The organism is Vibrio mexicanus, from assembly GCF_001012815.1.
GTDB classification, from domain to species: Bacteria; Pseudomonadota; Gammaproteobacteria; order Enterobacterales; family Vibrionaceae; genus Vibrio; species Vibrio mexicanus.
The window spans coordinates 95248-115057 of sequence record NZ_JYJP01000015.1 but is presented as its reverse complement, the minus strand read 5'-3'; the positions used below and the strand labels follow the sequence as shown (position 1 = coordinate 115057).

The window sequence follows — 19810 nt, the reverse complement described above, 5'->3', positions numbered from 1 at the left end:
ACCGTACACGCTTTCCGCGTGGGTTCCACACAGCATGATGATTTCGCGTCACTTTTGGAGTAAACATGGTTAATTTCAATGTCACCCCAATTCACAAACCGACTGTGGCTTTAAGTGCTTTGCAAAGCAATGCGCAAGACCTGGCTAAGGACATTGCATGGTGTGAACAGGTAATCCGTGTGCGGTTTAGCTTGTACTTTCAACAAGAAACGTCGTATGAAAGTGTACTCGACATAGCGCCACCGAGTGCCAAGTCTTATGACTCTGGGTATGGTCAATTTCTACAACAAACCGAACTGACCTTTACCGAACGTTTGGCATTGGTGCTAGCGCTATTACCGGAAGTCAAACCCAATTCAATGGACATGTTCCTCTATAGAAATGAGAGCACTGAGCGGCCCTACACCGAGTTTGGTTGCCAAGAGTTCAATGGGCGCATCTATGCCACTGGCGAAACCTTGGTGTTCTTGCTCAGCGGTGACGATCTCGAACTGCGATTGAACATCCAGAAGCAGTTATACAGCAAAAGCCAATCACCCGTTTTCAACCTGATGGAACTTAACGGGCAGGAAGACGATGTCTTGCTAATGAAAACTCCCTTCAAACTAAACGACGAATTTTTGCATCTATTCACTATCTCTGAGCCTTATCGCCCAGAACTCTCGGAAAGCTTTCCGGCAAAGCGAGTCGTTTCAGGGCGAAAATGGCAGATTTAAACCTTGCCGACACCACCATGAGTCAAATTGAAGATATCATAGGTTGGATTAAACACGGTCGCACACTGGCTGAGGATTGGGGAATGGCAGACAAGATTCGCCCTGGCTATCGAGCACTGTTCCATGGCCCCCCGGAACCGGCAAGACAATGACGGCTTGCTTACTCGGTGAAGTCTCGGGTTTAGATGTTTATCAAGTGGATCTCTCATCAATTACCTCTAAATACATTGGCGAGACTGAAAAGAATCTTGAAAAGGTATTTTCGATGGCCGAGGACAAATCATGGATTTTGTTTTTTGATGAAGCGGATGCCCTATTTGCCAAGAGAACTGAAACCAGTACCGCGAATGATCAGTTTGCGAATCAAAACGTGGCCTATTTACTACAGCGAATCGAGTCATTTAATGGCGTGATCATATTGGCGACTAACTTTAAAAATAACCTTGATGAGGCTTTCTTTCGCCGCTTCGAATCAGTTATTAACTTTAAACTGCCCGATGTAACACAACGTTTAGCCTTGTGGGAGTCTGGCTTTTCGAAAAGATCCTCTTTAGAAGAATCGGTCAACTTAGCGCAAATTGCCAAATCCCACGACCTGTCTGCGGCTGCGATTATGAATGCCATTCGTTTTTCCTCATTGAAGGCAATCTGTGCCAATCGCACCGTCATTTTATCCAAAGACATCAATGAAGGGATTCAACAACAGCTAGGCGCTCACAAGCAAGATAACGGGTTAGGACGATTTTAAGGTGGGGAAATAACCTTTCGAGCCAAGTATTGCCAATACTGGTTTGCCAAGCACTGTTGGCAATGGTCTAATACTAACAACTGATTGACCTATCTGGTAAACCCAACATGCAACAAGAGCACCAACCGACTTTCTTCTTCTTCGATTATGAGACGTGGGGTACTAGCCTGCCAACGATCGTCCTAGCCAGTTTGCGGGGGTTCGTACCGATGAAGATTTCAACATAGTGGGTGAGCCTCTTGTTATTTACTGTCAGCCGCCAAGTGATTATTTACCCTCACCAGAGGCGGCGCTGATTACCGGTATCACGCCACAAAAAGCGGCTTCTCAAGGTTTACCGGAGCCTGAATTTATCGCCAAGATCCATGCTGAACTGTCTAAGCCGAATACCACCAGCTTAGGCTATAACAGTATTCGTTTTGACGATGAAGTAACTCGCTACACGTGTTACCGCAACTTCATCGACCCATACGCATGGAGCTGGCAAAATGGCAACTCGCGTTGGGATCTGTTGGATGTCATGCGCGCTTGCCATGCACTTCGCCCTGATGGCATTAACTGGCCTGAAAATGACGAAGGCTTCCCAAGTTTCAAACTTGAGCATTTGTCTGTCGCTAACGGTATCGAACACAGCAATGCCCACGATGCAATGGCGGATGTGATTGCCACTATCGAAATGGCGAAGAAGCTTAAAGCTGCTCAACCGAAGCTGTTTAACTACTTCTTTGAAATGCGCCATAAGCGTAAGCTCAATGAACTGGTTGACATTGTAAATATGACGCCGCTAATGCATGTGTCCGGCATGCTAGGTAAAGAGTGCCAATACACCAGTTGGATTGTTCCAATGGCTTGGCACCCTATCAACAAGAATGCGGTCATTGTCGCGGATCTGGCTAAGTATCCTCAGCCATTAATCGATCTATCTGCAGATGAACTTCGCGAGCGCTTATATACAAAACACTCAGATTTGGCACCCGACGAGCTGCCGGTACCGTTAAAACTGGTTCATCTGAACAAGTGCCCTATTCTCGCACCGGCGAAGACATTAACCGCAGAAAACGCGGGCGTGATTGGAATTGATCGGGAGGCATGCCTAGCTAATCTTGCGATTATTCGTCAACACCCAGAGATCCGTGAAAAGCTTAATGAGCTTTATAGCGTTGAAAGAGAGTATGACAACAAGGGCGATGTTGATAGCCAATTGTACGATGGGTTCTTTTCACCAGCAGACAAAGCTGCGATGGATATCATTCGCGAATCTAACCCTGAACAACTAGGCAGTTTAGACATTACATTTAACGACAAGCGAATTGAACCACTTCTGTTTCGCTACCGTGCTCGCCACTACTCGTGGACGCTGAACGAAGCTGAGCAAGCTAAGTGGGCAGCACATTGCCGAGATTACTACGAAGCCAAACTGCCTGATTACATGCTCAACTTGGAAAACTTAGTTCACGAACATGAGAGCGACGAAAACAAGATCGCGATACTCAAAGCGGTGTACCATTACGTCGAAAAGCTGGCTTCTTAGAAGACGAACTAATCACGAGGATAAGTGTTCATAAGCAATGATTAAAACAGGTCTACAGTACATTGTCTCTCTCGCATTGATATTTGGGTGTTTGGCAGCCGGTAACGCATTGCAAACAGCTTTAGGGCTTTCGATCCCAGGAAGTATCTTTGGAATGCTCGCGCTATTTGGTTTAATGGCGAGCGGTCTCGTGCCTGTAGAATGGGTTCGCCCCGGCGCTAACTTGTTTATCCGCTATATGATTTTACTCTTCGTACCGATCAGTGTCGGCCTGATGCAACATTTTGATCTGCTAGCCGCGAATGCGCTTTCCATCCTTGCCAGTGCGATCGGTGGTACCGCCATTGTTCTGGTTATATTGGCGTTCGCACTTGATCGCTTCTTAAAAGAGGAGACGAAGTAATGTGGCTATTAGCAACGATTATTGTCTTTCTCTTTGCTCGCTGGATTGCCATCAAGTTTAACAATCCGCTGCTTAATCCCTTGCTCATCAGTCTGACGATATTGATACCACTGTTATTGGTTACCAAAGTACCGTACGAAGACTACTACGCAGACAATCGCTGGATTAACTTTTTACTCCAACCTGCAGTAGTCGCTCTAGCTTACCCTTTGTATGAGCAGCTTCCTCAAATCCGCCGTAACTGGCGCATTATCATGCTCGCTTGTGGCGTGGGGAGTATTATGTCAATGTTTACCGCCACCACAATAGCAGTAATGTTCAATACTGATGTTACCTTGATTGCGAGCTTGTTAGGAAAATCGGTTACCACACCTATTGCGATGGAAGTATCTAGCCACCTTGGTGGTGAACCCGCAATCGCCGCCATTTTGGTCTTACTCGTCGGCCTGTTTGGGGCTATTTTTGCCTACCCAATATACAACGCGTTAAACATTACTCACCCTATCGCCAAAGGGCTAACCATGGGAACGGTGTCACACGCCTTAGGCACAGCGACCTGTGCCGAGAAAGATAGCAAAGATGCCGCTTTTAGTTCGCTAGCACTTGTCGTGTGCGGTGTGATTACCTCAATTTTGGCACCAAGCTTTTTCGCATTTTCATTGTGGTTAATGAGCTAAAATTTCAAAATCATCACAAATACCTTCCGCTCAAATGATTCACAAGACAAATGCATTGCTCGTCGCATTTATTGTCAGTGCAATCGGTTTCAAATGTGAGATCACTCAAACAATGCAAGCTAATTGCTCATTACATTAATAATAGTGATCTAGATCTCTGAAATATCCTCAATGCCGCTTAGAATGAAAATCAAGAACTCTAAAAAGGAACGACTATGAACTCTAGCATTGAAAAAGCGCTGGCTGATTTATCTCCAAAACTGAGAGAAGTGTTAGCGCCCATTGTGACGAGCGAGTCATTTGATGCCACCATCTCCGCTGAGCAATTCAAGCAACTGCTTGATACTTCCGATATGACTGATGCCGACCTTCGCGTTGCTCTACTTCCTTTTGCAGCGGCATACTCCCACGCACCTATCTCGAATTTTTATGTTGGCGCTATCGTGCGTGGCCTATCAGGTAGACTCTACTTTGGCGCTAACATGGAATACGACGGCGTGCAGCTTGGACAAACTGTTCATGCCGAACAATGTGCTATCAGCCATGCTTGGATGAAGGGTGAAGAAGGTATCTCAGATATCACGATTAACTACAGCCCATGTGGCCACTGCCGACAATTTATGAATGAACTGTCGACAGCGGACAATTTGATGGTGCAATTGCCGCAGCGTGAAGCAATGACATTGCAGCAGTATTTACCAGAATCGTTTGGTCCTGCTGACTTGGGCGTTGAATCTGCTCTGATGGCATCGACTGATCATGGTTTCGCGTTGGATACAGATGAGCCGCTTCTTACAGACACGCTCGCGGCAATGAACAAAAGCCATGCGCCCTACACCTCCAATTTCAGTGGTGTTGGCCTACTAACAAAATCGGGCAAGGTATACTTAGGTGCTTACGCAGAAAATGCAGCGTTCAACCCTTCTCTACCTCCACTACAAGTTGCTCTAAACCAGCTGATTCTCGCGGGCGATGAGTTTAGCAGTATCACCGAAGCGGCATTGATTGAGAAAGACGGCGGTAGCATCAGCCACCTAGCAGACACACAGTCGACATTAGAAGCCCTCAATCCTGATATTCCGCTAAGTTACACGACAATTTAGTTTGTGATTAAGACTCAATTTTGAGTCTCAAGGAAAATAGCCAACTGGGCTCTACTGTTATAAGTAGAGCCCTTTTCTTTTCATGCTACATTGTCTGCTAATGTTATCGAGAGTAGCTAGTCGTGACCGGATGGAGCTGTTCAATAGGCTGATCGATAAATCTTCGCAAAACGTAATGCTTGTTGTTTATCTTTATTGTTTACTTAGAGCGCTTATATGACCCCAAAACTGACTCTGTTTTACGACGCTACCTGCCCACTATGCTCAAAAGAAATGGATGCCCTTCGGCGCCATGATACACACCAGTCTCTTAAACTCATTAACCTTTACAGTGAAGAGATGGGGGAATACCCACAGATCGATGTGGCCGAGGCAAACAAAGTACTTCATGCTATCGATGAAAATGGTCAGCTACTGCTTGGTTTAGATGTCACACATCAAGCTTGGTCATTAGTTGGAAAGGGTTGGATTTATGCGCCACTGCGCTGGCCGCTTGTTAAACCCATCGCAGACTGGTTCTATATACGGTTTGCCAATAATCGCTACAAGATATCTTACTGGCTAACCGGAACTCGGCGATATACCGATCAGGATTGCTCATCAGGTACTTGTGGCATCAGGTCTGAGCCTCAGGATAAGAACAAGAAGCAAGCTCGTGACGCATAACATCACGAGCTCAAACTTACCTTTCGTCAACACAGACTAGTCTAATGCGAACTAATGTAATCGAGATAAAACGACCTGTTGGTCAAGCTCTATCTGGTAGTCGGTGTAGTCAAGGCCTTGGTCAAAAATGAATTCCGTCACTAGCGTACGAATACATTCTACCAGTGTGCTGGCCTGCCAAGGTTTCTCAAAGTAACGATCAATGCCAGCAGTGTTAATTGCATTTATTGTATCGGCGTGAGTCGCTTGTCCCGTCAAAAGGATCTTTTTGGTGTGAGTAAAGCGGTTATCTTGAGAGACTTCTGTTAGTAACTCGACACCCGTTTTACCCGGCATTACATGGTCAGAAACTAAGACAGCTACCATCTCCCCTTCTGCATCCAGTTCATCCATAAGATCTAAGACTTCTTCCGCAGACTCACAATCTTCAATGTTGAGCCATGCCGATAGAGGTTCCAAATCTTGCAGTACTGCGCTTAATACCTCTCGTTGGTCATCAACGCATATTAAATTAAGCTTCTCCATGTTCACCCTCGATTGGTAGTTTAATCCTAAAAATGGTTTTCTGTTCGTCGCTTTTGACTGCGATAGAGCCGCCATAACCTGAGACGATGCGTTTCACAATCGAAAGTCCCAGACCAAGCCCAAAAGACAGGCCGCCTTTCTTCGTCGTAAAGTTCGGCTGAAAAATTTTTCGCCGAGTCACTTCATCAATCTCTGGACCATTGTTGGTAATCGTCACCAGCAGCTTTTGTTTCACGTAGCGGGTTTGTATTTCAATGGCAGGGTTGGGCGTATGTTGCAGAGCATCACACGCGTTCTTAATGATATTGACCCAAACCTGCACTAGCTCGGTTTTAAGGCCTTGAAACTTGGGTAGTTCTGACGGCCGAACTCTTACTTCGATACGTCGAATCTCACTTTGCAGCAACGACAAAGCATGATTGATCGAGTCGTTAATATCGACCGCTTCATCCACATCGATATCAGTACGGCCTAGCTGTTTTACCGATTTAACGATGCCAACCGTGTGGCGCGATGCTAATCGTAGATCATGAAGATCAGCCCCATTTGCCAAAAGCGCAACGCTTGTTGCGGATTTGCCAACCATGAGGACAAATGTTCTTTGTCTGGGTTTGCTTTGGCTAGTTGACGAGCGGTGGCTTTATCAAGTCCATAAGTCTTTTCGAATTCTCGGCCTCGTTTGCGCGCTTCAGATGAAGAGACGTTTTGCCCACGCATCAAGCCAAAATCAAAGTACTGACTCGCTTCTGGGTGCACTTCTTCAAGCAGTTCAATTAGAGTGGTTTCAAGCCTATCAGCCTTACTGCTGACCACGCCAATGGCATTGTTAAGCTCGTGTGCGATACCTGCAGCGAGCTGCCCCAACGTCGTCATTTGCTCGGCGGTATGCAGCTTTTGAAGCGCTTTTTCTTTGGCAATCGCTTCTTGGCTCGCGCGTCGTTGCCTTCTTGACAGCTCATTCACGATGACAGGCGTGAATTGGGCCGTCAGAGGTCCATTGAGAGCCACATCAATCGCTTGGGTGTTTCTGTCTATCCAAGCCAGTTCGGCCTGCTTTTTCACAACGACACTGGATGAGGCTTCCCAAGATCCAGAGAAGAAGCTGTGAACGCCAATGAAAGCGCCTGATGACGCGGAGAACACTTTAGTCTCGACTTTCGAAGCATCATGGTAGTAGCCTTCAAGCTCACCACTCACAACATAATAGAGGCGTTCATTCTTACCACTTTGCTCCAATATCTTGGTGCCAACATCAACCACGATACGCCGTTCAGGCTGACTGAAATAGCGCTCAATCAGCGTTTCTAATTGGCTTTGAATCATATTTGGTTGATACATCGCCTACCCCATAAAACCAATGGAGTGCAGAATCCAAACCATGACGAAGCTTAGGAAAACGCCGACGATACCTAAGATTGCCCCTACTTTTGCCATCTGATTAGTTTGAACATTGCCTGTGGCATGAGCAAGCGCATTCGGCGGCGTACTAATAGGCAAAGACATACCCAAGGAGGCAGCAAAGGTCACCACCAAGATCAGAGTCATCTCACCACCTAGTGGCGCTAGAGAAACCATCGACGAGCCTAAAGCCGCCATAATCGGCATAAGCAAGTTGCTGTTGCCGTGTGAGACATGAAGTTAGCCATAAGTAGGCACAGGAATGCCGCGCCAATCAACACAACATAAGGAGAGAACATGCCAAACGGAATACTGTGAACCACCAGCTTAGCTAGACCCGTTTGGTCGAGAGCTAAACCAAGCGCAATACCACCCGAGACCAGCCAGAGCACATCCCAAGAGATCTTCTTCAAATCCTCTTTATTAATGATGCCGGTAATGGAGAAGATTGCGACAGGAATAAGCGCCACGGTATAAGAGTTCATACCATGTGACGAGCCCATCAGCCATAATAAAATCGTTGAGGCAAAGGTGATGTATACAATGATCGCTTTTGGCGTTTTAAGAAAACGGCCCTTAATGGTTAACTCGATCTTTTGTTGGTCCGCTTTATATAGCGAGCCAATGAGGAACCAAGCCAGAGCCATCATGACAATCACAAACGGTACGCCAAAGGCCATCCATTCCCCGAAGGTAATCAGGCTATCGCCCACCAAATACTTCAATGCAATGGCGTTAGGTGGCGTGCCGATAGGCGTACCAATACCACCAATGTTTGCAGCCACTGGGATACACAGTGCGAACGCGACTCGTCCTGGGTCTTTCGGACCAAAAACGGCAATAACAGGCGTAAGAATCGACAACATCATTGCGGTGGTCGCGGTGTTCGACATAAACATTGAGAAGACGCCCGTAATTAACATCAAACCAAGCATGACAAACTTTGGATCCTGCCCGAACGGCTTTAACAAAACACGAGCAAGGTTGACATCTAAACGGTACTTAGTCGCCGCCATCGCCAAGAAGAAGCCACCCAAAAACAGCATGATTATTGGGCTGGCAAATGTGGCCATAATGTCATTGTATTGCAGCAACTCGCCAAAATGCGCCTCCCCTTCCTCCAATCGGAAGAAGAATATGCCTTTATTCGAGAGCATCAGTAGCTCAAGCATAATGATGACGACTGAAGTCGCGTAAATCGGAATAGGTTCAAATACCCAGCACAACGCCGCCAATAAAAAGATGGCGATCACACGCTGCTGAACAATGGTTAAACCTTCAAATGGGAAAGCAGAAAGTGGAAGTAGTAAAACAATAAGCGGGATAACAATAGGGATTATGTATTTTAAATACGGGCGCATAGCACAACATCTCATCCTGAGAAACGACAAACAGCAGAGTGAGCAAGGGCTCGCTCCAATCCGAGCCGATTATGGTGTTCTTAATGATGAGAATATTGGTCGTAGATCAATGAATCGTCATTCATAGTCGAATTGTCGCTATTTCTTTGCGTTATGTCAGATTTTATCAATCTAAACCAAGTTTGATTCATCCTCAAAATGACTCGCGCAAACGTTTGCTTTTTTGCATTATTTCCGTATTATGCATCACAAAATTATACTCTTACTTTTATTGAGGACGACCTATGTTTGGTACTGCTACGAGAGAAAATGCAACTCGAGTATTGCTTCTTGGCTCAGGTGAATTGGGTAAAGAAGTGGCGATTGAATGTCAACGCTTAGGCCTAGAAGTGATTGCTTGTGATCGTTACGCTGATGCACCTGCAATGCAAGTTGCTCACCGCAGTCATGTTGTTGATATGCTTGATGGCGATGCGCTTGAAGCAATTATTGCACAAGAAAAGCCTGACTATGTCGTTCCTGAAATTGAAGCCATTGCGACCAGTAAGTTAGTAGAACTTGAAGCCAAAGGGCTCAATGTTGTGCCAACTGCTAACGCGACCAAGCTAACAATGAACCGCGAAGGCATCCGTCGTTTAGCCGCTGAAGAGCTCGGCCTAACCACTTCACCATATCGCTTTGCAGACACCTTTGAAGAGTTCAAGGCTGCGGTTGAGTTTGTGGGTCTACCTTGTGTTACTAAACCTGTGATGAGCTCTTCTGGTAAAGGCCAAAGCGTAATGAAGTCAGAAGGTGATATTGCTAAGGCTTGGGATTACGCTCAAGATGGCGGCCGCACTGGCGCCGGTCGTGTCATCGTCGAAGGATTCATCGATTTTGATTACGAAATCACTCTGTTGACGGTTCGCGCTGTTGATGGCGTTCATTTCTGCGCGCCAATTGGGCATCGTCAAGAAGATGGAGATTACCGTGAGTCTTGGCAGCCGCAAGTGATGTCTGAAGCCGCCTTGAAAGCGGCACAAAACAGTGCTGAAAAGGTAGTAAATGCTCTAGGTGGTTATGGCCTATTTGGCGTCGAGCTGTTCATCAAAGGAGATACCGTGATCTTTAATGAAGTCTCCCCTCGCCCACACGACACCGGACTCGTTACTCTGATTTCTCAAGAGCAATCAGAGTTTGCGCTGCACGTTCGCGCATTCACTGGCATGCCAATCCATTCCATTGCTCAAAATGGCCCAGCAGCTTCTGCAGTAGTCCTTGGTCAAGGTACATCAACCAACATTCGCTTTGATGGCCTAGCAGACGCTCTTGCAGCACCACAGACTCAACTGCGCCTATTTGGTAAGCCAGATATTGATGGACGCCGTCGTTTAGGCGTTGCTTTAACACGTCGCAACTCAGTAGAGAGCGCAATTGAAGATGCGATTGAGTCAGCGAGCAAAGTGAAGGTCATTTACTAGACCCCAGTTTACTAGACCGCTGAGAATCAAAAGGCCGCGTAAATCGCGGCCTTTCTCTTATCGGGAATAGTTTGCGAATCAAGACTGTGACTCGATTAACCACACTTCTTCCGCAAAACGGCTAAGCCCTTTTTTTGCTTTCTTAGGGTGCTGCGCATCCACTTCATCACTCTCGAGTAAGGACACTCTATAGCCTTCAAACAGCGTTTCTACTTCTGCTTTCGGAACAGAAAATGGAGGTCCCGCCATTTCATCTTGAGGGTAATCCAAAGTGACTAATAGAATACGACCACCCGCCGCCAGCAAAGACTTTAGTCGCTGCACATAATCGCTTCTCATCTCTTCAGGCATCGCAATCAAAGCGGCGCGATCATAGATAATATCGACAGGTGAAATAGGGGCCGTGAAGTAATCCCCTGCATAGATAGAGAGTTCATCGAACTGATACAGTTCATGTTGCCCAGTCACTGGAGTCACCATAGGCGTATACAGATTCTCAGCAAAGAGCGCTCTTACAGCAATCTTACTTAACTCTACACCTTGTACATCATCGTGATGCCTTGCAAGCCAAATCAAATCTTCCGACTTACCACATAGTGGGACAAATACACGGCTCTCTCTCCTAGGATTTGTAGCGTGCCAATATTTGGTGAGTAACGGGTTTACATCTGGTAGGTGAAAACCTATCTGATTCGAAGCCCACTTGTTATGCCAAAATTCTGGATCTTTCATTGCTTCCTTCTTTGTCGCTGAACAGGTTGTTGCTGACTGAGTCTATTCTGGTTGGGGGAATAAGGTTAACGGAATTCTGCCTGCTTAGTCACGTAAAACTGCCAAAAATGAACCTGCTGTTCACACTCCATTCATTTTCGTTCGGTACAATAGTCAGCAAGTTGAGTGAACTAACGTTCGACGTTTTGGTCTTACTCAACAGAAACAATGTGACGTGTAGCAAAGTTATGAAACTCACTAGGCAAGGAGGCTTGAGAACGTAATTTTCAACCCAATAGTAATTAATACACACTGCTATGACTGTTATGGATATCCTTTGATTTCCCCTTTTAACCGTAACAAAGTCAGTTAAGGAGAGTGAATGAGCTTATTTTTACGTACTACAGCCCTAATGCTGTTGGTACTGAGTAGAGCCCCTGCATTCGCAGCTATCCCGACCGCACCAAGCAATGACCAAGCTCGTTCTGGCAGCCAGAACGAAATGTGTTCAAAGCAATTTAAGCGAAGCCTCAGTGGCTTGTATGCGATTCCGTCAACCAATGTTACCCCTCTTCAACCATACAATGACTTTGATGTGCTTTATAGTAAGTCTCATCAAGCTCAACACGAATTAGAAACCATATGTAAAAGTACTGCCCTATTGACTTCAACTGAAGCTTTGTTTGCGGGCATCAAATCTAAACAGCGCGCCGAGGAAAAGATAACTCACGAGCTCGATGGTAAAACAGAGCGTATTACCGATATTGCACGTGCCACCATCATTGCAGATGACGTAGCAAGCCTGATGGAAGTGTACGAAGTACTTGAGCGCGAAACGACTGTCGTCAAAGTTAAAAATCGCTTCAAGTCGCCAGCGGCTTCTGGTTATCGTGATTTGAACCTGCTTGTTCAGTTGCCGAAAACCAACATCATTGCAGAAGTGCAATTACACCTAAAAGCCATTGCCGATGTAAAAAGTGGCCCAGAGCATGATCTGTACGAAGTGGTTCAGAATATCGAACGTCAAAGTGCGGCAGAGCAAAGACCTCTAACCGATATTGAGCAGCGTCAGATTGCCAATATCAGAAGCGAATCTAAGATGTTATATCAGAACGCTTGGCAACCCTATATCACCACTCACCTGAGTGCGGCAGCCTAAAGAAAACTGGATGTTCAAACTAAAAAGCGACCTATAAAGGTCGCTTTTTTGATAGTCGTAATATGCAAAAGTTAAGCGTTACTGATAGCTCTACAAAAAGACCACGCTAGGCGTGGTCACTTGCTTGGCTATTTCTCAACTTTAATACTTTCTACGCGGGCTTTCAGTTTTTGACCCGGGCGGAAGGTAACAACGCGTCGAGCAGTAATTGGAATGTCTTCTCCAGTTTTTGGGTTACGACCAGGGCGTTCGTTCTTATCGCGGAGATCAAAATTACCAAATCCCGACAGTTTTACCTGTTCGCCACCTTCTAGAGCCTTTCGAATCTCTTCAAAAAACACTTCAACCGTTTCCTTGGCATCCCGTTTACTATATCCAAGCTTTTCAAACAGGTTTTCTGCCAGATCGGCCTTTGTGAGCGCCATAAAACTTTCCTCAAAGCTATGTTAAACATTGCTACCTCTTGGTAGCGCCGAAGCATTTAACCGAATAAATCAACAACATATCGGCATACCTTGGAAAGTGTAAGCCAAGCTTCTGATTTTCGCCAACTTTTTTCTTCACACTTTGCATATAGATCTTAGAAATCAATAAGATAAATTACTAACAATACAGTTAAATAATCTATCCAAACACTAAAATAGGCTGTAAAAACAGATAATTATCCAACTAATGACAAATTAGTCAGTAATAACGCCTATTGTAAAATTCCTGCGAAATCTTAATTCGGCTAAAAAAATATTAAGCTAATTCATAGATATGAGACAAAAATAAACTAAACAAATCAAAACCTTCACTAGTTCTTCATTTTCATTCGAATAAACCACGACTATTGTTGGCCGTTTTGGGCCATCTTGTACCCAATAATTATGCGCTTCAAAGACGAAGGATTCTATACATTCCCCAACTCATTGTTTATTTTTAATTAATAGATAATCAATCGCTCTACCTTTAGCCTCATCCTAAAAATAAGGCATAAAAAAACCTGCCAAGGGAGACCCATTGGCAGGTTCTTAATCTACTTAGACTCGATTAGTCGCGTAGAGAAGCTCCAAACTTTTCTGATACATGAGCAACGATAGCGTCAACCGCACCAGCGATGTCTGCATCTTCTAGCGTACGCTCAACGGATTGAAGTGTTAGAGCGATTGCTAGGCTCTTCTTACCTTCTTCAACGCCTTTACCAACATATACGTCGAACAGTTTCGCTTCCTTAAGGAACTCACCACCTTGCTCTAGACATGCAGCAACGATGTCGCCAGAAGCCACTGCTTCATCAACAACAACCGCGATATCACGACGGTTTGATGGGAACTTAGAAAGACCTGCAGCTTCTGGAATTACTTTAGTATCGATTGCAGACCATTCAACTTCGAAGACGATAGTACGGCCATTTAGACCAAACTTACGCTCTAGTTCTGGGTGCACTGTACCGATAACACCAACTTGCTTGCCATCAACAATGATTGCAGCCGATTGGCCTGGGTGAAGCGCTGGGTTAGCGGCTTTGTCTTCTGCAGAAAGTGCTGCAAATGAGTAAGCTTTCTCGTTTGCTGTTAGCTCAAGAACAGCTTCAAGGTCGCCTTTCAGGTCGAAGAAATCAACGGTGTTAGTTTCAATGTCCCAATGCTCTTCGCTGCGAGTACCTGCGATAACACCGGCTAGCATCGGCTCTTGACGCATACCGTTTTCAGCAGATTCGCATGGGATGAAGCGTAGGCCATATTCGAATAGACGAACGCGTGGCTGCTGGCGCTTCTGGTTATGAACCACAGTGTTAAGTAGACCTTGGATAAGACCTAGACGCATCGCTGACATGTCCGCTGAAATCGGGAATGGCAGGATTAACGGCTCAACACCTGGAACAACCAATTTTTGCTGCTCAGGCTCAACGAAGCTGTATGTGATTGCTTCATGGTAACCGCGGTCAACAAGTAAGTTGCGTACGCGCTTAAGCGGGATATCCGCTTCAACGTGGTTGTGCATCTTAAGCGTCGCAGCTGGGTGCTGATTTGGGATGTTGTCGTAACCGTAGATACGACCTACTTCTTCAATCAAGTCTTGCTCGATAGCAATATCAAAACGCCAAGTTGGCGCTGTTGCAGTCCAACCTTCAACAGTTGTCTCTACCGCCATACCTAGACGTTCTAGGATCTCCTTTACGTCAGCATCTTCGATGTGGTGACTAGTAGAGAATCTAGCTTAGTGCGGCGCAGTGCCACTGTGTTTGCTGTAGGCAAGTCAGCTTGCGATTCAACGCCAACAACTGGTGCAACTTCACCGCCACAGATTTCAACTAGAAGCTGAGTTGCACGCTCCATTGCGCTAGTTTGTAGTGCGAAATCCACACCACGCTCAAAACGCATAGAAGAATCGGTGTGAAGACCGTAACTACGCGCACGGCCACGGATGTGGTCTGGAGCGAAGAACGCACACTCAAGAAGAACGTCAGTTGTCTCAGTTGTTACACCAGACTCCTCACCACCAAAGATGCCCGCGATTGCTAGTGCTTTGTTGTGGTCTGCTACAACAAGTGTATCTGAGTTTAGTTCAGCTTCGTTACCGTCTAGAAGAGTGAGCTTCTCGCCCTGCTCTGCCATACGTACCACGATGCCACCTTCGATCTTAGCAAGATCAAATGCGTGCATTGGCTGACCTTGTTCTAGAAGGATGTAGTTCGTGATGTCGACAACTGGATCGATAGAACGGATACCACAACGGCGCAGTTTTTCTTGCATCCAAAGTGGTGTTTCAGCTTTAACGTTTACGTTCTTAACCACACGGCCAAGATAACGTGGACATGCAGCTGGTGCTTTCACGTCGATTGATACTGTATCTTCAATTGAAGCAGCAACGGCTTCAACTGATGGTTCTGTCACATCAGCACGGTTTAGTACGCCAACCTCACGAGCTAGACCACGGATGCTAAAGCAGTCTGCGCGGTTTGCTGTTAGGTCAACGTCTACAGTCACGTCATCCAAACCTAGGAAGTCGCGGAAATCAGTTCCGATAACTGCGTCTTCTGCAAGCTCCATGATGCCATCTGATTCTACATCGATACCTAGTTCAGAGAATGAACAAAGCATACCGTGTGAAGGTTGACCACGTAGTTTTGCTTTTTTGATTTTGAAGTCGCCAGGAAGTACCGCGCCAACCGTTGCAACCGCAACTTTGATGCCTAAACGACAGTTAGATGCGCCACAAACGATATCTAGTAGCTCTTCGCCGCCAACATCAACTTTAGTTACGCGTAGTTTGTCTGCGTCTGGGTGCTGGCCGCACTCAACCACTTTACCGACTTTAACGCCAGTGAATGAGCCAGCTACAGGAAGTACATCGTCAACCTCTAGACCAGCCATAGTAATTTGGTGTGTAAGCTCGTCAGTAGATACCGAAGGGTTTACCCACTCACGAAGCCATGATTCGCTGAATTTCATTGTGATGAACCCTCTGGATTACTTGAACTGTTTTAGGAAACGAAGGTCGTTTTCGAAGAACGAACGAAGATCGTTTACGCCGTAACGAAGCATAGCTAGACGCTCGATACCGATACCGAATGCAAAGCCAGAGTATTTTTCAGGGTCGATACCAACACTGCGAAGTACATTTGGGTGCACCATGCCACAGCCTAGGATCTCTAGCCACTTGCCATCTTTACGCTTAACATCCACTTCCATTGAAGGCTCTGTGAACGGGAAGTATGAAGGACGGTAGCGAACTTCTAGGTCTTCTTCGAAGAAGTTAGTCAGGAAGTCGTGAAGAATACCTTTAAGCTGAGCGAAGTTTACATTTTCGTCTACTAGCATGCCTTCCACTTGGTGGAACATTGGCGTGTGTGTTTGATCGTAGTCGTTACGGTAAACACGGCCCGGTGCGATGAAGCGGAATGGTGGTTTACCATTTTCCATCGTACGGATCTGAACGCCAGACGTGTGCGTACGCAACATTAAATCTGGGTTAAAGAAGAACGTATCGTGGTCAGTACGCGCTGGGTGATCTTCTGCAATGTTAAGAGCATCGAAGTTATGGAATGCATCTTCAATTTCAGGACCAGACTCAGTGCTAAAGCCTAACTCACCAAAGAACTGTTCAATACGCTCAACAGTACGAGTAACAGGGTGCAGACCGCCGTTCTCGATACGACGACCCGGTAGAGTTACGTCGATTGTTTCTGCTGCAAGCTTCGCTTCAAGTTCAGCACGTTGTAGTGCATCTTTGCGAGCCGCGATAGCTTGTTGGACAACGCCTTTCGCTTTGTTGATCTCTTGACCAGCACTGCGGCGCTCTTCTGGTGGTAGTTTACCTAGGCTTTGAAGCTGAGCTGTAAGCTCACCTTTTTTACCTAGATACTGAACACGCACTTCATCAAGTGCGACTAACGAATCTGCAGCTTCAATAGCGGCATTCGCGTTAGCAATGATCTCTTCTAGATGTTGCATCGTTTCCTCATCTACCTACACCTACAGAAATAGGCGTAAGTGGTAGTTCAGCTAGCCTTAACTTTCGTGTATCCGATCGCTTCAGCTAACGTTTCCCTATTGGGATTTCCGGTTTTTCAAGTAGCTGTACATAGTAGCGAATGAAAGTTACAAATCCAAATTGAAATCAAGATATTTACCGTCTTTGAGTAAAAATTCGTCTCAACTGCCAATAAAAGACAAAATGACACTCGACTTCTGCACAAAATCACAGGCCTTTGCTTTTGATACATTTATCAACTTTAGAGATATTGACTATGAAGCTCGCTCGATTAGACTGCTAGTTCTTCCACAAAAGGACCAAAAACATTATGGAACTGACTCTCCTCCCAATTGAACCAAGCCACGATGAATCCGTATGTAACATCATTAAAGCTGTTGGCGCAGAATTTGGCGCGGTTGGTGAAGGTTTTGGACCATCAGACCCTGAAGTTGAAGCAATGAGCGCGCATTATACGAAAGAAAACAAAAAGCAAATATATCGTCGCGTTGATGGGAGACAAAGTGGTTGGTGGGTGTGGCATTGCGCCCTTTAATAATAGTGATGATGTATGCGAGCTGAAAAAGCTCTTTTTACTTCCCGAAGCCAGAGGGTTGAACCTGGGACAGCGACTAACAGACCAGTGCCTAAAAGCAGCGCAAGAGTACGGATTTTCTCGTTGTTACTTAGACACTCTGTCTAATATGAATGCCGCGATTAAACTCTATGAAAAAGTCGGCTTCGAGCATTTAGATAGCCCACTAGACGGCACGTTACACGGAAAATGCGACGTATGGATGATTAAAGATCTATAACGTTAAAAAGGGAGCCGCTGCTCCCTTTTTGATATTTCCGCTGATCGCAGTTAGAAATAATACTCTAACGAAAACTCAATAAAATCGTCTTTTCGAGCGAAATAGAGCAAGTCATCTGGAGTTTCGTTTTCAAACAACCACGCATCAACACGCCACTTAAACTGGTTTGTAATACGACTCGATGCTTCTAATTTGGCACTATACACATCACTGTTATCGAGATCTTGGGTAATACCCGTCAACACCTCCGTTCCATCTTCATCATTAAGCGCAAATCTAAGACCTGCAAAGATATCATTCTGACCAATATGCTGAGCGTTGTTTCCTCGGCTGTCATACAGATACTCGGTAATAAAACCGACATCCCAGAACGATTCAAATGGCCCTACCCATGTGTACTCAAAACCCGTCACCACACCCGTATGGTTATCAAAACTATCGCGATAGATAGACTCCAACTTTAACAACCAATCACCGATAATGCCTTGCAGATCCAAGCCGACTTGACTCATCTGAGCGTAATATGGTGATAAGGTATTGCCAGACAACTGGTAGTAAGGTTCTCGGTTGGTGCCAGAGAAATAACTGAGTCCAAGATCCCAATCCCCATACATCTGACTATAACGAACTGCATAGTCCACATGCTGATCCTCACGAGAGGATTCATACACAGCATCTTGGCTCACTGGAATGGTCGGCCTTAGTCTTCCATCAACCCCAGCAAACGTCCGCTCACGAAAGTAAGGCAACACCAATAGGTCGAGCGTTCCCCAATCTTTTAGCGAGGTCAAATGAAGCATAGGCTGACCCAACTTATCTTCGTTGTTTAACCCTTCAATCGCATCAATCTGGTTTACGACATCCACTAGGTTTGTTGACTCGGTTACGCCCCAAAACAAGCTGCCAACGCCAACACGAAGCTCGTAATCATCCCAGTAAGTCAGATAGAGCGCTTCGCGAATGTCTCCGTGAGTTCGCTCATCATCCAAGCTGTCTAGGCGATAAAATGGCGTAAAAGTGAAACTGCTTCCCTCATCCCCGATATCCCAATAAAACTCAGGTTCCAAGGCTATGGATGATTGCCCTTTACCTTGTCCCTGTAGGCCTTCAGAAAAATACTGGCGGTGATCCAGACTAACGTTTCCGGCGATTTCCACTGCGTGACACTGTAATGCAGCGACACTCAAAACCGCAGTGGAAAAGAGCTTGGTAACAAGCTCGATTCCCTTGTTCATACGACTACCTCACACGCTTCAATGTGTTTTTCTGGAAGTCAGATTCCTCTAACCCGGTTTGGAAGCTCAACTCTTGTGTTGTCAAAATCGTATTTTTTCCAGTCTGGTGATTTTGCATCGCCATGGTGTGCGCTCGCCAGTATTGATTGAGGTATTGCTTGTAGTCGGTAAATGTCAGGGTTTTCAGAAGCGAGCCCTTGCGGTCATAAAACTCCACTTTGAGTGGACGATATTCCACTTGATCAAGCCAAACTAACTGCTTGGTGTAGCCTGAGTTTTTATCTGTTGGGATCTGTTCGAGCAAGTAAGTCAGTTGCCCTTCAAATTCCTCGTCATTGAGGTAACGGAACTTGTACTTCTCCAGCTCAAAGGAGCTTAGATCCTCATAGGCAAATTCACTACCCATAAATGGACCCGACTTGTTGCGCGAGGAGATACGTTTTACGCGTTTAAGCGCAGGCAAATAGAGCCACTGGTCATCAGCACCCACGGTATGCGAATGATTTAAGAAGGCCGTGCCTTTCACATCACGTGGTTCATCAAAAATGGTCAACCCTTTGTCGCCATCGTCTGCGACTTCTAACGATTTCAATCTCATCAGTCGAGCACTGCTTTCGCCTTGCGCGTTTTGCAGCAGCATTTCCATGGTTGCGACAGAATCACCCCAACCGATATCGCGAGCTTTACGCTCTGTTGCGATTTCTAGGCCTTTAGCCTCATCAGCAAATGAGTACGATGTTGCTAGGGCCATTACTGAAATGAGAGAGTATTTTGTAAAGACTTTAGCGAAATTGTTCATTGAGTTAATCATACATCTATCCTTAAATTTATTTCGATTAATCAT

Annotated in this window: 15 protein-coding genes and 5 pseudogenes; 11 read left to right on the top strand and 9 right to left on the bottom strand. The window is 45.7% G+C overall.

The annotated features are described in order from the left end of the window. The first annotated feature begins 65 nt into the window (after positions 1–65). The 8 genes and pseudogenes from UA76_RS23300 (at position 66) to UA76_RS02415 (ending at position 5844) form a co-directional block, all read left to right on the top strand. Entirely contained in the window at positions 66–716 is a 651-nt protein-coding gene (locus tag UA76_RS23300) for a hypothetical protein (RefSeq protein ID WP_052771911.1), read from the top strand. Then, positions 704–868, top strand: a complete 165-nt coding sequence (locus UA76_RS23555) for a hypothetical protein (RefSeq protein WP_157617539.1) — start codon at positions 704–706, stop codon at positions 866–868. Before UA76_RS23300 ends, UA76_RS23555 begins: the two co-directional genes overlap by 13 nt. After that, positions 865–1464, top strand: a complete 600-nt coding sequence (locus UA76_RS23295; RefSeq protein WP_052771910.1) for an ATP-binding protein — start codon at positions 865–867, stop codon at positions 1462–1464. The genes UA76_RS23555 and UA76_RS23295 overlap by 4 nt, the downstream gene beginning before the upstream one ends. A 107-nt stretch (positions 1465–1571) precedes the next feature. Next, positions 1572–2995 (top strand): annotated as a pseudogene (gene sbcB, locus UA76_RS02435) (exodeoxyribonuclease I). Positions 2996–3032: 37 nt separating this feature from the next. Beyond that, complete coding sequence (locus tag UA76_RS02430) at positions 3033–3398, top strand: CidA/LrgA family protein (RefSeq protein ID WP_047042607.1); 366 nt, start codon at positions 3033–3035, stop codon at positions 3396–3398. Continuing rightward, positions 3398–4075, top strand: coding sequence for a CidB/LrgB family autolysis modulator (locus tag UA76_RS02425; RefSeq protein ID WP_047042605.1), 678 nt, complete (start codon positions 3398–3400; stop codon positions 4073–4075). The genes UA76_RS02430 and UA76_RS02425 overlap by 1 nt, the downstream gene beginning before the upstream one ends. A 215-nt stretch (positions 4076–4290) precedes the next feature. Further along, positions 4291–5178 carry a cytidine deaminase gene (cdd, locus tag UA76_RS02420; protein ID WP_047042603.1) on the top strand — a complete coding sequence of 296 codons (888 nt, stop codon included), beginning with the start codon at positions 4291–4293 and terminating at the stop codon, positions 5176–5178. A gap of 216 nt (positions 5179–5394) precedes the next feature. Continuing rightward, entirely contained in the window at positions 5395–5844 is a 450-nt protein-coding gene (locus tag UA76_RS02415; RefSeq protein WP_047042601.1) for a thiol-disulfide oxidoreductase DCC family protein, read from the top strand. 51 nt (positions 5845–5895) lie between these two features. On the opposite strand, the gene UA76_RS02410 is transcribed toward UA76_RS02415, so the two are convergent. The 3 genes and pseudogenes from UA76_RS02410 to UA76_RS02400 form a co-directional block, all read right to left on the bottom strand. After that, complete coding sequence (locus tag UA76_RS02410) at positions 5896–6369, bottom strand: response regulator (RefSeq protein ID WP_047042600.1); 474 nt, start codon at positions 6367–6369, stop codon at positions 5896–5898. After that, positions 6356–7692: pseudogene (locus UA76_RS02405) on the bottom strand (ATP-binding protein). The gene UA76_RS02410 and the pseudogene UA76_RS02405 overlap by 14 nt, the downstream one beginning before the upstream one ends. An 18-nt stretch (positions 7693–7710) precedes the next feature. Beyond that, positions 7711–9128, bottom strand: a pseudogene (locus tag UA76_RS02400) (SLC13 family permease). 284 nt (positions 9129–9412) lie between these two features. Here UA76_RS02400 and purT point away from each other — a divergent pair. Continuing rightward, positions 9413–10588: a formate-dependent phosphoribosylglycinamide formyltransferase gene (gene purT / locus UA76_RS02395; protein ID WP_047042598.1), complete on the top strand. Its 1176-nt coding sequence runs from the start codon at positions 9413–9415 to the stop codon at positions 10586–10588. Positions 10589–10666: 78 nt separating this feature from the next. On the opposite strand, the gene UA76_RS02390 is transcribed toward purT, so the two are convergent. Further along, on the bottom strand, positions 10667–11320 hold the full coding sequence (locus UA76_RS02390) for a thiopurine S-methyltransferase (protein WP_047042596.1): 654 nt from the start codon (positions 11318–11320) through the stop codon (positions 10667–10669). Positions 11321–11681: 361 nt separating this feature from the next. Between UA76_RS02390 and UA76_RS02385 the strand changes: the two genes are divergently transcribed. Next, positions 11682–12458, top strand: coding sequence for a RelA/SpoT domain-containing protein (locus UA76_RS02385; protein WP_047042595.1), 777 nt, complete (start codon positions 11682–11684; stop codon positions 12456–12458). A gap of 128 nt (positions 12459–12586) precedes the next feature. Here the strand turns inward: UA76_RS02385 and ihfA are convergent, their stop codons facing one another. The 3 genes and pseudogenes from ihfA to pheS all read right to left on the bottom strand — a co-directional run bounded on the left by ihfA (position 12587) and on the right by pheS (position 16897). After that, positions 12587–12883, bottom strand: coding sequence for an integration host factor subunit alpha (gene ihfA / locus UA76_RS02380; RefSeq protein WP_047042593.1), 297 nt, complete (start codon positions 12881–12883; stop codon positions 12587–12589). A gap of 607 nt (positions 12884–13490) precedes the next feature. Beyond that, a pseudogene (gene pheT, locus UA76_RS02375) lies at positions 13491–15895 on the bottom strand (phenylalanine--tRNA ligase subunit beta). Positions 15896–15913: 18 nt separating this feature from the next. Next, positions 15914–16897, bottom strand: coding sequence for a phenylalanine--tRNA ligase subunit alpha (gene pheS, locus UA76_RS02370; protein ID WP_047042592.1), 984 nt, complete (start codon positions 16895–16897; stop codon positions 15914–15916). Between the two features lie 350 nt (positions 16898–17247). Here pheS and UA76_RS02365 point away from each other — a divergent pair. Continuing rightward, positions 17248–17731 (top strand): annotated as a pseudogene (locus UA76_RS02365) (GNAT family N-acetyltransferase). Between the two features lie 50 nt (positions 17732–17781). Here UA76_RS02365 and UA76_RS02360 read toward each other — a convergent pair. Then, the gene (locus UA76_RS02360) at positions 17782–18966 is read right to left on the bottom strand and encodes a hypothetical protein (protein ID WP_047042590.1); all 1185 of its coding nucleotides are present in this window, start codon (positions 18964–18966) and stop codon (positions 17782–17784) included. Positions 18967–18970: 4 nt separating this feature from the next. Then, complete coding sequence (locus UA76_RS02355) at positions 18971–19717, bottom strand: outer membrane lipoprotein-sorting protein (protein WP_047042868.1); 747 nt, start codon at positions 19715–19717, stop codon at positions 18971–18973. Positions 19718–19810 lie beyond the last annotated feature (93 nt).